10 protein-coding genes are annotated in these 14,053 nt (G+C 57.5%); 2 read left to right on the forward strand and 8 right to left on the reverse strand.

All coding sequences use genetic code 11. The features are described from left to right. Nucleotides 1-345 precede the first annotated feature (345 nt). Nucleotides 346-1,290, reverse strand: coding sequence for an oxygenase MpaB family protein (locus HF945_RS07120; protein ID WP_290525051.1), 945 nt, complete (start codon nucleotides 1,288-1,290; stop codon nucleotides 346-348). A gap of 276 nt (nucleotides 1,291-1,566) precedes the next feature. Here HF945_RS07120 and HF945_RS07125 point away from each other — a divergent pair, with 276 nt between their 5' ends. After that, nucleotides 1,567-1,809, forward strand: a complete 243-nt coding sequence (locus HF945_RS07125) for a DUF465 domain-containing protein (RefSeq protein WP_290525052.1) — start codon at nucleotides 1,567-1,569, stop codon at nucleotides 1,807-1,809. A gap of 163 nt (nucleotides 1,810-1,972) precedes the next feature. Here HF945_RS07125 and HF945_RS07130 read toward each other — a convergent pair whose 3' ends face one another. From HF945_RS07130 to HF945_RS07160, 7 genes are all read right to left on the reverse strand, one after another. Further along, nucleotides 1,973-3,238: a hypothetical protein gene (locus HF945_RS07130; RefSeq protein ID WP_290525053.1), complete on the reverse strand. Its 1,266-nt coding sequence runs from the start codon at nucleotides 3,236-3,238 to the stop codon at nucleotides 1,973-1,975. Nucleotides 3,239-3,317: 79 nt separating this feature from the next. Next, nucleotides 3,318-5,258, reverse strand: coding sequence for an acetoacetate--CoA ligase (locus HF945_RS07135; RefSeq protein ID WP_290525054.1), 1,941 nt, complete (start codon nucleotides 5,256-5,258; stop codon nucleotides 3,318-3,320). Nucleotides 5,259-5,357: 99 nt separating this feature from the next. Next, nucleotides 5,358-7,319, reverse strand: a complete 1,962-nt coding sequence (locus HF945_RS07140) for a biotin carboxylase N-terminal domain-containing protein (protein WP_290525055.1) — start codon at nucleotides 7,317-7,319, stop codon at nucleotides 5,358-5,360. A gap of 165 nt (nucleotides 7,320-7,484) precedes the next feature. Then, nucleotides 7,485-8,258, reverse strand: a complete 774-nt coding sequence (locus tag HF945_RS07145; protein WP_290525056.1) for an enoyl-CoA hydratase/isomerase family protein — start codon at nucleotides 8,256-8,258, stop codon at nucleotides 7,485-7,487. Between the two features lie 51 nt (nucleotides 8,259-8,309). Then, entirely contained in the window at nucleotides 8,310-9,917 is a 1,608-nt protein-coding gene (locus HF945_RS07150) for a carboxyl transferase domain-containing protein (RefSeq protein ID WP_290525057.1), read from the reverse strand. 74 nt (nucleotides 9,918-9,991) lie between these two features. Next, nucleotides 9,992-11,155: an isovaleryl-CoA dehydrogenase gene (locus tag HF945_RS07155; RefSeq protein WP_290525058.1), complete on the reverse strand. Its 1,164-nt coding sequence runs from the start codon at nucleotides 11,153-11,155 to the stop codon at nucleotides 9,992-9,994. After that, a complete protein-coding gene (locus tag HF945_RS07160; protein ID WP_290525059.1) occupies nucleotides 11,155-11,544 on the reverse strand; it encodes a MerR family DNA-binding transcriptional regulator in 390 nt (129 codons plus the stop codon). Before HF945_RS07160 ends, HF945_RS07155 begins: the two co-directional genes overlap by 1 nt. A gap of 184 nt (nucleotides 11,545-11,728) precedes the next feature. Here HF945_RS07160 and HF945_RS07165 point away from each other — a divergent pair, with 184 nt between their 5' ends. Next, a complete protein-coding gene (locus HF945_RS07165) occupies nucleotides 11,729-14,026 on the forward strand; it encodes an MMPL family transporter (RefSeq protein WP_290525060.1) in 2,298 nt (765 codons plus the stop codon). Nucleotides 14,027-14,053: the final 27 nt, after the last annotated feature.

Genomic DNA, 14,053 nt, shown 5'->3' on the forward strand with positions numbered 1-14,053 from the left:
TCTTTGCAGCTCGTTGTGGCTCTAGGGAACCTCTGAATAACTCCTTGCGTACTCAGTCTTTCAGGCTGGTTCGCCCCCTCGGCAAAGGTAAAGAGGGGCGCGCTTTTGAAGGTGTATGTCCATCCATCGGCTCTTCACCTTCAAAGGAAGCGCAACAACGAGAGCGGGCCAGCCTGGAAGACCCGAGAGCACCCGTTCAGGCATAAAGGCGCGGCCTGAAGCGCACATCTGCTGCGCCTTGCCTCTCGGAAAGGGAATCACCCTGACCATCGAGACAAGACACAACAGCTGCACGCTTCAGGCCACGCTGAGCATGCAAGGAGTTATTCAGAGGTTCCCTAGCGCTTAAAGCGTCATACCGGGATGACGATCGCCCTTGGGAAGGGACCAGCCACTGCTCACCAGTTCAGCTTCTCCACTCCACCAGCGATTCAGCAGACGGGTCGCCAGGCCAGCACGGGCGCGGCCTTGAAGCCGTTGTCTGGCTTCGTGATAAACCGGTTGATAGCGCAGCGGTTCCGGCAGCCGCCGGGTGAGCTCCATCAGGCGACGGATCTGGCGTTGATAGTGCCGGTGTGTATCCAGGTTGACCGGCTTCAGATCAAAGGCGTTCACCAGTGGCTCCGGCACGGTGAAGCTGGCGATGTTGGCAAAGCTGCCATAGGGCAACCGGTCCGGGAACCCCTGTTGGCGGATCAATGAATGGCCCAGTTCCCGGCGTTGCGGATGCACTGAATCCCGCGTATCCAGTTGTTGTTGCCACCACTGCCGATGGGCGTGCCAATGGCCGGGCAATCGGTGGTCGGGTACACCCAGCGCCCGGGCGAGCAACTGGGTCTCTTCGAACAGCCGCTCCTCCAGTGCCGTAGTCAGCGGTCCGATAACGGTACGATAGATCGCCAGGCTGGAATCCATCCAGGCGCTGATGGCATAGAGCAATGAGTCGCTGTCATGCACGTCAAACAGGGTCTTGCGGCGTTGCGAAGGGTCAGCCAGTGTCATCATCGCCTGTTCCTGGTTGCCGAAGATCACTTTCATCAGATAACGCTGACTGTGCTGTAGCCGTTGAATGGCATGGTGTTGATTGACGAGCAGTTGGGACAGCCGGCTGTGCGCCAATGCCAGCACAAGAATGCGTCCCTGGGCGAGGATCGTGATGGATTCCCGCAGAATCTGCCAGCTGACCGAACCCGGCCCCAGTAGACCCGCATCAGGGTGAGTGCATTGCTGGCTGGCTTGCTGAATACCGGACTCCCTGTCCAGCCGGGTGATGAGGTGTGGTAATGCCATCGTGCACGCCTCCCTGTGCGGGTTGATGGAGCCCCCGGTCTTGCCGGGCGGAGAGTGACTACCACCGAAGAGCAGGTGACTGCGTAGCGATTGATGTTCATCAATGGTACGGCGAACCCGGTTTGAATCTAATCAGGAATTGTGGTGATTTAGTGAGGCAAGGGGATGACAGGGTAACGCCTTGCGGCGTCCTGGTTTCCCCGGATACTTTTTGTTCCCGGAGTGGGGCTGGCATGCTCCGGCAACCCCCGGAACAAGCCGACAGGAGTCAACAACATGTTGGGCGAAAATCACAGCATTCACCATGAATTTCCCGACCTGCACGAGAAGATCGACCACCTGAGCCGGGAGGATCCGGCCTTCCGTGAACAGGTACTGCAGCATGACAAGCTCGACAAGCAGATCCGGGGGCTGGAGATGCGGGAGAGTCCACTGGGAGATGCAGAGATGGAGTCCCTCAAGCATCAGCGTCTGCAACTTAAGGATCATATTTATCAGCGTCTTACACGGAGTGATTAATCCCGGGTGTAAGCAAAAAAAGGCCTGCAAAGCAGGCCTTTTTGTATTCATTTCAACAACACAGAAAGTATGACCTGTGTTGAGCGACGGTCTTTTTTTTGTGTCTTTGTCTGTTTCGGTTTGTGCCTTTCTGGTGATTGGATGATCGCGGTAGACAGCGCCGTTATCGGGGGGAGAGTTGGGCGCGCGGTTGCGACAGGGTACTTTCTGCATACTGGCCCGGCCCAAGGCCCTCGCTATCCTTGCTGTAGTAAAGACGCGTAATGAAATAGAACTCTTGCCCGAACGGCAGATCGCTCAACGAGAACCCCACGTTGGGAAGCTGGCCGGGGAACCGCTCTGGCTCATTGATCTGCTCCGCATCATCCTGGTATAGCAGGTGCACTGGGGTATCAAACCCTTTGACAAAGGCCAGTTGCGCGAGCAAGTCGAAGCCTCTGCCGGTGCCAAACCAGATCCAGTTGTCGCCTTGCAACGGCATAGAGAGCATTTTTTGTTCTGATCGGGAGAGAGTGCCGTCGGTAATCGCCACATTGTTACCGGTCCAGCTGGTCATCAGCTTGCTGTTGTAGAGATCATTGCCATCCAGCGAAATATCCAGCGCCGGTCGTTTCAGCACCGATTCTGCCAGGCCAGGCAGGGTAAATCGGCTGTGTATCTCGAACTGTCGTGGCATCACCAGAAAGTAGTTGTCGATGCGCAGAACGGGCACACGGGCGACTTTCACGGAGGTTGAGGCGTAAATCAGCGTGGCCAGAGGCCCACTGATGATCTCCTGGACTTTGGGGTCGAGATTATTGTTGTTGAGAGTGAGGCGATTGTTCTCGCCGAACACGCCGGCACTGAGCCGCAATTTCAGGGTGTCAAGAATGCTTTGCGGTTTGCCTCCCTTGCCTTCGAATCCGCGAAAATAAAAATTGTTCCACTTGAACAGGTTGTTGTCTGCCATGGTGAGCGCGAAGTCCGTGCTCTTGATGGTGAGCGTGTCCGGATCAAACTGCACATAGCGTTCGGTGCTTTGCAGGTAGGCGTTCTTGGCCACATAGAAGAGGCGGGTCTCATCGCCTTGTTGCACGGCGAGCTCGGCGACGATCTGTTCAGCGGTATTACCGGTGAGTGAGCCGCCGCCATCCTCAAAACGCAGCAGCAGACGGTCTGCGGGGTCGATGCGCAACGGATCACCGGACAGTGTGGTGCTGCTGTCCTCTTCAAAGAAAGGGTAACCCTCTTCGGACCATTGCAGCCACTGATGAGGCACCGGTTGCAGTTTTCCATCACTGACGGCGAAGAACGAGTAAAGCCCGCTCTGTTTGCCTTGCAGCGCTTTGAAGTCATCACCGGTGAGGGTGATGATCTGTGCCTGCAGGGTAAATGGAACGGCCAGGAGCCAGAGGAAAAGGGCGCACCGCCAGGTAGTCGTTATTTTCATGTGTTCTGGGTCACAAAACTGCTGTTTTAACCCATGATGCGCCTTTCTGCCTGATCGTCAATGACTGTGAAGACTGTCGCTAGTCGCCAAGCTCACTCCGGTTGGCAAAGTGACTCAGCGCGTCTGGATTGGCGAGGGCATTGCGGTTGGTTACCTCGCGACCATGAATCACTTCGCGAACGGCCAGCTCCACAATCTTGCCGCTCACCGTACGCGGGATTTCCGGTACGGTGGTAATCACGGCCGGCACATGGCGGGGGCTGGCACCGTGGCGGATGGCCTTGCGGATCCGGGCCTGCAGGTCATCGGTCAGACTTTCGCTATCCGCCAGCACCACAAACAGCACCACGCGAACATCCCCTTGCCATTCCTGACCCACCACGATGGCTTCGCGGATTTCCTGCAGGGTCTCTACCTGGCGGTAGATCTCTGCAGTGCCAATACGTACGCCACCGGGGTTGAGTACAGCGTCGGAGCGGCCATGGATGATCAGTCCATCATGGTGTTCATGGGCGACCCGCTCTGCATAATCACCGTGGGCCCAGATACCGTCAAAGCGCGAAAAATAAGCGTTATGAAACCGGTTACCGTCGGGGTCATTCCAGAATTTCACCGGGCAGGAGGGGAAAGGTTGCCGGCAGACCAGTTCGCCTTTTCCGGTGGCCACTGGTGCGCCCTGGTCATCAAACACGTCCACGTCCATCCCCAGGCCAAGGCACTGCAATTCACCCCGAAACACCGGCACTAGCGGGTTACCCAGTGCAAAGCAGGAAATGATGTCGGTGCCGCCGGAAATGGAACTGACCAACAGATCCTCCTTGACCTGCTGATAGAGGAAATCATAGCTCTCATGGAGCAAGGGCGAGCCAGTGGAAAACAGGACGCGCAGGCTCGCAAGGTTGTGACTGTCTGCCGGTTTCAGCCCGGACTTTTCCACCGCCTGGATAAATTTGGCACTGGTGCCGAAATGGGTGATGCCCTCCGCATCAATCAGGTCGAACAGCCGCGCTGTATCGGGATAGCCGGGATTGCCATCATAGAGCACCAGGGTGGCGCCAGTATGCAGGCCACAGATCAGCCAATTCCACATCATCCATCCGCAGGTGGTGAAATAGAACAGGGTGTCATCTTTACGGACATCTCCATGGAGCTGGAGCTCTTTGGTCTGTTGCAGCAGGGTGCCGCCGGCCCCGTGAACAATGCATTTGGGCTGGCCGGTGGTGCCTGACGAATAAAGAATGAACAACGGGTGATTAAAGGGCAGGGCGACAAATGCCGGGGCGGGCCCGGCTGCTTCCAGCCAGGCCTGCCAGATCAGAGCCTTCTGGACCCGGCTACTGTCCCCTTTGCCGGGCACCACGATCAGCAGTTCCGGGTTGAGAGAGGCATGCAACTCACTGATCCGCGGTTCCAGGTCGATCCACTTGCCGTTGTAGTGGTAACCATCACAGGCTACCAGCACACGGGGTTCAATCTGGCCGAACCGGTCAAGCACACCAGAGACCCCAAAGTCTGGTGAGCATGAAGACCAGACCGCCCCTATCCAGGTCGCGCCCAGCGCCGCGATCACGGTTTCGATACGATTGGGCATGTAACCGGCTACCCGGTCACCAGGCTGGATGCCTGCCGCCTTCAGCTGGGCGGCCACTTGGCCGGCCGCCACGCGTAACTGGGCATAGCTGATGACCTCACGACGGCCATCTTCCAGCACACTCACCAGAGCGGGATGGTGATCATCCCGCTGCAGCAGGTTTTCCGCGTAGTTAAGGCGTCCCTCTGGGAACCAGCGGGTATCCTGGAAACTGGGTTGCCGGTCCAGCACCGTGGCGCCGGGTTCACCCTGAATGCCACAAAAATCCCATACCTGTTGCCAGAAAGCCTGCGGGTCCTCGGTGGACCAGCGATGCAAGGCGCTATAGTCCGGCAGGGAACGGCCGCTGTTGTCGCGGGCCTGCTGCCAGAAGCTGGCCAGCTGACTGTGTTGTTGTTGTGGGCCGGGCTGCCAAAGAGGGGTCGCCATGGAGAACTCCTGTCTATGGCGGAAATGGGCTTTCGCCCATTTCCGCCCTACGGTGTTTGATTTCTATGCAGGACGGACATTCAAGCTGGAAATGCCCACTTACACTTCGCTGTCTGCTTCGAATTCCACCAGCAGGGTGCCTTCGCTGACGCTGTCACCTGCAGCAACATGGAAGTCATGCACCTGGCCACGGACAGTGGCGCGCAGGGTGTGCTCCATCTTCATGGCTTCCAGTGTAATCACCGCATCACCGGCTTCAACCTTGCTGCCGGGCTCTACATGCAGCGCCACAATGGAGCCACTCATGGGCGCCACAAAGCCGCCGTCATTGCTCTGCTCGCTGCTCTCCCGGGAGGGGTTGCGGGTAACACGGTGGGCAAGACCGTTCACGAATAGCAGCAGGGTATCTGCATCCTGCTGGGTGAAGCGTCCCTGCAGTGAAGAGGATCCCCAGTGAAGCCGGAATTCATGGGCGTTGATGGTCACCCGCAGAGAATGGGTTTGTTCGTCGATACTGGCTGCGCCGTCCTGTTCTCGCACTGTGAGAATGGCTTCCCCTACCTGCAACTGTGTGAGCTGGAAACGCTGTCCAAGCGGACGCCAGCCGGTCAGGGTCTGCCAGGGCGTGTGCTCCGTACGATTTGCCTCCCCAGACAGGAAAATACGACTGGCCGCCAGAGCCAGCAGTGCAGGATCAACGGGGGCGGCATCCATCAGGTGAGGACGATGCTCAAGCAGGCGGGTGTCCAGGTCCGCCTTTGCAAAGGCGTCGTCTTCAAGCACCCGCAACAGAAACGGGGCATTGTGGTGAATACCACTGAGTTCCAAATCCTGTAGCGCGGTGACCAGCTGTTGGCGAGCGCCATCCCGGTCTTCCCCGTAACAGATCAGTTTGGCGATCATTGGGTCGTAGTATTCTTCCACCCGGTCACCGGCCTCGTAACCCGCATCCACGCGGGCCCGTTCATGGGGCCAGCGAAGATGCTGCAAGCGACCCGAGGAGGGCAGAAAGCCCTGTTCCGGGTTTTCTGCATAGAGACGCACTTCCATGGCGTGCCCCTGGCGGTGAATGTCATGTTGCGCCCGAGGCAGGGGCTCACCGGCGGCCACGGCCAGTTGCCAGGCGACCAGATCTTCCCCTGTGATCATCTCAGTCACCGGGTGTTCGACCTGAAGACGTGTATTCATCTCCATGAAGAAAAACTCGCCGCTGGCCGGTGCGTACAGAAACTCAACGGTGCCGGCGCCGCGGTAATCGATGGCCTTTGCTGCCTGTACTGCGGCTTCACCAAAGGCGTGCCGGGTGGCCTCATCCAGTCCCGGCGCCGGTGCTTCCTCGATGATTTTCTGGTGACGGCGCTGCACGGAGCAATCCCGTTCGAAAAGGTGCACGGCGTTGCCATGATTATCCGCGAATACCTGTACTTCCACATGACGGGCTTCAGGCAGGTAGCGTTCAAGCAGAACCCGGTCATCGCCAAAGGCGCTGCGGGCTTCTCGGCGGGCAGAGGCCAGTGCTTCATTGAACTCTTCAGGCTTGTTGACCACCCGCATGCCTTTGCCGCCGCCACCAGCAACGGCCTTGATAAGCAATGGAAAACCCACCGCCGAGCTGGCCTTGATCAGGTCGTCGTCGCTGGCGCCTTCTTCATCGAATCCGGGCAACACCGGTACCTGGTTGGCAGCCATCAGCTGTCGTGCCGCGGCTTTGTCGCCCATGACGTCGATGGCGCGTGCATTGGGGCCCACAAACCGGATGCCGGCTTTTTCACAGGCGGCTGCTAGTTCGGTGTTCTCGGACAGAAAACCATAACCAGGATGGATGGCATCAGCGCCGGTTTCAGTGGCTGCAGCGATGATCTTGTCAATCACCAGATAGCTTTCCCGGGCCGGTGCCGGGCCCAGGCAGATAGCTTGATCCGCTTCCTTCACGTGGGGCAGGGCGACATCGACCTCCGAGTACACTGCCACGGTGGCTATGCCTTGCTGCCGGCAGGTACGAATAATACGACGGGCAATTTCCCCGCGGTTGGCAATCAGGAGTTTTTTTATCTTTGCCATGGTTTAGCTTCAAGCTGCAAGTGCAAGCTACAAGCTACAAGGCGTGCCGGCTTGTCATGTTTTGCATTCGCTGCCCGCGCAAAGCGGTATGGGCGCGTGACTTTAAATGCTGGCATGGGCACAGACCTGGACTCGCGTTGTAGCTTGCAGCTTGTCGCTTGTTGCTTACCTCCAGTTCGGTGTTCGTTTTTCCAGAAAGGCACTCAAGCCCTCCTGGCCTTCGCTGCCGGTGCGCAGGCGGGCGATGCGTTCAGCGGTGTCGTTGAGCATGGCCTGATCAATGGCACCGGTTTTGACCCGTTCGATCAGATTGCGCGCTTCGATCTGTGCCTGTGGTCCACCACTGAGCAGGGCACTGACCAGCTGATCTACGCTCTCGTCCAGCTGCGCTTCGGGGACCACTTCATGGGCAATGCCCAGTTGCATCGCTCGTTGCGCGGGAATGACTTCCGCCGTCATGAAATAACGGTTGGCCTGGCGCGGCCCCAGAGCTCTCACCACATAGGGGCTGATCACTGCCGGGATAATGCCGAGCTTCACTTCACTGAGACAGAAGCGGGCGTTGTCAGCCGCTACGGCCATGTCAGCAGCGCAGATCAGGCCGAGTGCGCCACCAAAGGCGGCACCCTGCACCCGGGCAATTACCGGTTTCGGACACTGGTCAATGCCCTGCATCAGGCGGGCAAGACGCAGGGCATCATCCTGGTTCTGTCGGGCATCCAGCTTGCCCATGGCTCGCATCCAGTTCAGATCCGCGCCAGCAGAAAAGTGTTTGCCGGCAGCCTGCAGCACCACCACGCGAACGCTGTCATCACTCCCAACCGTCTCAAATGCCTCGGTCAGCGAAGCAATAATGCGGTCATCAAACGCATTTCTCTTGTCCGGATTGTCCAGCGTAATGCGCGCCACTTTGGCATCTATCGTTGTCGTAACGCTCATGTTTTGATTCCTGTTTTTCGTCGGGCGTCTGGCATCATGCTTCCGGCGTGGTTACATCCTGAACACGCCATAACGTGTTTCTTCAATGGGAGCGTTCAGGCTGGCGGAAATGGCCAGGCCCAGTACATCCCGGGTATCCGCCGGGTCAATGACGCCGTCATCCCAGAGCCTTGCACTGGCATAGAATGGTTGCGCCATCTGTTCATACCGGGCCGTCATGTCAGACTGAAATTGTGCTGCCTCCTGCTCGCTCCATTGCTCGCCTTTCTTTTTCAGTGAGGCCTGTTTCACCTGTGTCAGTACGCTGGCCGCCTGCTCGCCGCCCATCACGGAGATACGGGCGTTTGGCCACATGAACATGAAGCGGGGATCGTAGGCACGGCCACACATGCCGTAGTTACCGGCACCAAAACTCCCGCCGGTGATCACCGTGAATTTGGGTACGGTGGCACAGGCAACGGCGTTGACCATCTTGGCACCGTGTTTGGCAATGCCTTCGGATTCGTATTTCTTGCCAACCATGAAGCCGGTGATGTTTTGCAGGAACAGCAGCGGTATCTTGCGTTGGTTGCACAGTTCGATGAAATGCGCGCCTTTCTGGGCGGACTCGGAGTAGAGCACGCCATCGTTGGCGAGGATGCCCACCGGGTAGCCATGAATATGGGCAAAGCCACAGACCAGTGTGGTGCCGTAGCGCGCCTTGAACTCATCCAGTTCAGAGCCATCCACTATCCGGGCGATCAATTCCCGTGCAGGCATGGGCTGGCGAGTCGTGGTGGGGATGATCCCATACAGTTCCTGCGGGTCGTAAGCCGGGGGGGTGACTGATTGGCGATTAACCTGGTCTGGCTTGTGCCAGTTGAGATGGGCAATACAATTACGCGCCAAAGCCAGTGCATGGGGTTCATCGTCTGCAAGATGGTCCGCCACACCTGATTGTTCACAGTGCAGGTTGGCGCCACCCAGTTCCTCGGCGGTGACCACTTCGCCGGTGGCGGCCTTCACCAGTGGCGGGCCTGCCAGGAAGATGGTGGCCTGTTCTTTAACCATGATGACTTCGTCGGCCATGGCAGGGACATAGGCGCCGCCGGCGGTGCAGGAGCCAAGCACAACACTGATTTGCGGGATGCCACGGGCGGACATGTTGGCCATGTTGAAGAAGATGCGCCCGAAATGTTCCCGGTCCGGGAAGACTTCATCCTGGCGAGGCAGGTTGGCGCCACCGGAGTCCACCAGATAAACACAGGGCAAACGGTTTTCGGCGGCGATGGCCTGGGCACGCAGGTGTTTCTTTACCGTGAGCGGATAATAGCTGCCGCCTTTTACGGTAGGGTCATTGGCAACGATCATGCACTCGACCCCCTGGATGTGGCCGATGCCTCCCACACAGCCAGCGGCAGGCACGTCCTCGCCATAAACCCCTTCGGCTGCCAGGGCGGAGATTTCCAGAAACGGTGAGCCCGGATCCAGCAGCAGGTTTATCCGCTCGCGCACCGGCAATTTGCCGCGCTCTCGCAGGCGCTGCTCCGCCGCTTCACCGCCACCATGGGCAATATGATTGAGTTTGTCCTGAAGTTGTTCTCGCAGGCCCAGGTTATGTTTCCGGTTGGCCTGAAATTCCGGACTGGCCGGGTTGATCTGACTGTTAATCTTCGGCATGGCATGTCTCGCTGGACGCCAGACGCCTAGCGTCTGACGCCCCATGGTTTTCGTCGGGCATCCTGCGTTTGGCGTCAAGCCGTCTCGTTAAATAACTCGCGGCCGATGAGCATGCGGCGGATTTCGCTGGTGCCGGCGCCGATTTCGTAGAGCTTGGCATCGCGAAGCAGGCGGCCAGTGGGGTACTCGTTGATGTAGCCGTTACCGCCCAGGGTCTGGATGGCTTCCAGTGCCATCTGGGTGGCATTCTCTGCGCAGTAGAGAATCACGCCGGCAGCATCCTTGCGATTGGTTTCGCCACGGTCACAGGCTTTGGCCACGTTGTAGAGATAGCTGCGACTGGCATTGAGGGTCACGTACATATCCGCCAGCTTGCCCTGCATGAGTTGGAATTCACCGATGGCCTGGCCGAACTGCTTGCGTTCATGCACGTAGGGAACTACCACGTCCATGCAGGCCTGCATGATTCCGGTGGCGCCTCCGGACAGTACGGTGCGCTCGTAGTCCAGACCACTCATGAGCACCTTTACGCCTTCATTTTCCTTGCCGAGAATATTTTCGGCAGGGACTTCACAATCTTCGAACACCAGCTCACAGGTGTTGGAGCCGCGCATGCCCAGTTTGTCCAGCTTCTGGGCACGAGAGAAACCAGGGAAATCCCGCTCGACGATAAAAGCGGTGATGCCTCTTGGGCCTGCGGAGGTATCGGTCTTGGCATAGATCACGTAGGTATGGGCGTCAGGACCATTGGTGATCCACATCTTGTTGCCGTTGAGCACGTACCGGTCGCCTTTTTTATCAGCGCGAAGGCTCATGCTGACCACGTCCGAACCGGCTCCCGGCTCGCTCATGGCCAGGGCACCAATGTGGTCGCCACTGACCAGCTTGGGGAGGTACTTGTCTTTCTGGGCGTCGGTGCCGTTCAGGTAGATCTGGTTAACACACAGGTTGGAGTGTGCGCCGTAGGAGAGGCCAATGGATGCAGACGCACGTGAAATCTCTTCCATGACCAGGGTGTGAGCCAGGTAACCCATGTCAGCGCCACCATATTCTTCGCTCACGGTCACACCCAGCACCCCCAGATCACCCAGTTTTTTCCACATGTCCAGGGGGAACTGGTTGCTCTGGTCCACCTCGGCAGCAATAGGGGCGATTTCCTTCTGGGCAAACTGGCGCACACTGTCACGCAGGGCCACCAGGGTCTCATCCAGATCAAAATTGAAGCTGCTGTTGAACATTACTTGGTCTCCAGATCTTTGAGTGATTCCACGCAACGCTGTTCAGCGTCATCCAGCTCTTGCTGGAGGGCATGGATATCCCGTAATTGTTGTTCGAGTTGTTCGCGCCGTTGGCGGATCTTTTCCTGCAAGGCCAGGAGTTGGTGGCGGTTGTCGCCCTGGGGCTGATACATACCTATCAGTTCTCTGGATTCCGCCAGAGAGAACCCCAGCCGCTTGCCCCGCAAGATCAGTTTCAGGGTGACTCTGTCGGCGGGTGAATAAACCCGCGTCTGTCCTCGGCGGCCGGGGGATACCAGACCCTGGTCTTCGTAGAAACGAATGGTCCGGGTGGTCACATCAAATTCCCGCGCCAGCTCGCCAATGCTGTACGTCTGCTTTTTGCTCATGGGTGAAGGGTAGGGGAAGTTTACGTTATCGTAAAGCAGTAAGTTTTTGCCGGTTTTTGGCCTTATCGGTCCGTGACACGCTGTTTACCCCTGAATAGACTTCAGTCTACTTATTGCCTTGTTTGGCCTGTAACAAGGTATGCATATAAGCGCGAAGTGCGTGATCGGTAATCAAGGGGAAGGCATGAAAGACGCTTGGAGTCGCTGGGTGGTCGCTCATCCGGTGTGGGTGTTGCTGGGGTGTATTGCGCTGACTGTGGGGTTGGCCAGTGGGCTGAGCAAGTTCCAGAACAATAATGATCCTCGTATCTTCTTTACAGAAGACAATCCGGATTTCAAACGCTTCATTTCCCTGGAAGACAGCTTCACTGCCAATGAGGTGGTGTTGTTCGTTATTCATCCCAAAGATGATGATCTCTTTACCAATAAAACCCTGACTGCTATCGAATCCCTTACCGAGGATGCCTGGCTGTTGCCCCATGCCACCCGGGTGGATTCGCTCTCCAATTTTCAGCACACCGAAGTGGAAGGGGATGAGCTTTATGTGGCGCCGTTGGTGGAATATGCCGATACGCTCTCCCAACAGGAGCTGACCCGGATCCGCGAGATCGCAGTGAACGAGCCCTCGTTGCTGGGCCGTTTGGTGTCTGAAGAGGGCCATGTGGCCGGGATCGCCGCCACCGTAACCATGGGGGAGGGGAAGACTGAAGCGCCGGAGATTACCGCTGCCGCAAGGGAAATGGCGCAGGAATACAATCAGCGCTACCCGGACATTGAATTCATGGTCACCGGTACCGTGGTGTTCAACCAGGCGTCTGCGGAAGCCACCGAGCAATCCATGTCCACGACCTTGCCGCTGGCTTTTGTGATCATGCTGGTGTGTTTGTGGCTGATCCTGCGTAGCGTGATGTTTGTGGTGGTGACCGTGTTCATCATCAACTTTTCGATTGCTTCTGCCATGGGCGTTGCCATGTGGCTGGGCATCGAATTTTCTCCCATCGTCGGCATGGCGCCGGCCATGATTCTTACCCTGGCAGTGGCGGACTCGGTGCATATCCTTGCCAGTTACCGGCACGAAAGGCTGGAGGGCAAGGAAAAGGCCGCCAGTATTATCGAAAGCCTGCGTATCAACATTCAGCCGGTTTGGCTAACCAGCCTGACCACTGCCATTGGCTTTGCCATCCTCAATTTCTCCGAATCACAGCCGTTCAGGGCGCTGGGTAATGTGGTGCTGATTGGCGTGCTGCTGGCGTTCTTCTTCTCGGTAGTACTGTTGCCTGCCCTGGTGATGATGATTCCCCACAAGATCGAACCGGGCAAACAGCGGGATTTCTCTCCCATGATGGGCGCGCTGGGAAGACACATCACACGGCGTTACCGCGCCTGGCTGATGGGTATGTCCGTGGTGGTGGTGGTGCTGATGGGCTGTATCGGTATGAACCGCATCAACGATGTGTTCAATGAATACTTCGATGAAACCTTCGAGGTAAGGCGGGTGAATGATTTTGCCATGGCCGAGCTCACCGGTATGCACCGGATCGATTATGCCGTGCCGTCGGCGGATTCCGGTGGTGCCATGGAGCCAGAGTATCTGCGTAACCTGGATAAACTGGTGACCTGGCTGGAGCAGCAGGAACACGTGGTCTATGCCACGTCCTATACCAATGTGATCAAGCGACTCAATCGTGACATGCATGGTGGGGATCCCGCGTACTACCGCATTCCCGAGTCCCGGGAACTGATTTCCCAGTACACCTTGCTTTATGAGCTGTCACTGCCCCAGGGGCTTGGTCTTGAAGACCAGTTGGATATCGACAAGTCCCAGGCACGTCTGGTGGTGATGCTGGAGAATATCGGTTCGCGTCCGGTGCTGGAATTCAATCAGAAAGTGGAAGACTGGATGGCGGCGAACTGGCCTGATTACATGCAGGCCAAAGGCACTGGCATGGATGTGCTGTTCGGTCATGTGACCATGCGCAATATCACGAGCATGTTGTCGGGGGCGTTGATTGCACTGATCAGTGTTTCGGTGCTGTTGATCCTGGCGCTGCGTTCCTTCCGCTATGGCATGTTGTCACTGATTCCAAACCTGCTGCCCGCTGGCATGGCATTCGGTCTTTGGGGATTGATCAATGGTGAAATCGGATTGGCCGTGTCGGTGGTGGCGTGTATGACGCTTGGGATCGTGGTAGATGATACTGTTCACTTTTTGAGCAAGTATGTGCGCGCAAAACGCGAGCTGGGTCTCAATACGGAAAAAGCGGTGGAATATGCCCTGCGCACCGTCGGGGTGGCACTGGTCGCCACCTCCGTTGTGCTGGTAGCAAACTTTGCGGTGATCGGGACCAGCCATTTCTACCCAAACGCCAGCATGGGGCTGTTGTCAGCGATCACCATTGCCATGGCATTGATCGTGGACTTCTTCTTTTTTGTTCCCTTGCTGGTGGCGCTGGACCGCCGCCGCAAGAGTGCCCGGGCCTAGCCAGCCCGGGAAAGCAGTGCTAACGTA

This window comes from Alcanivorax sp. (assembly GCF_017794965.1).
Classification (GTDB): Bacteria; Pseudomonadota; Gammaproteobacteria; order Pseudomonadales; family Alcanivoracaceae; genus Alcanivorax.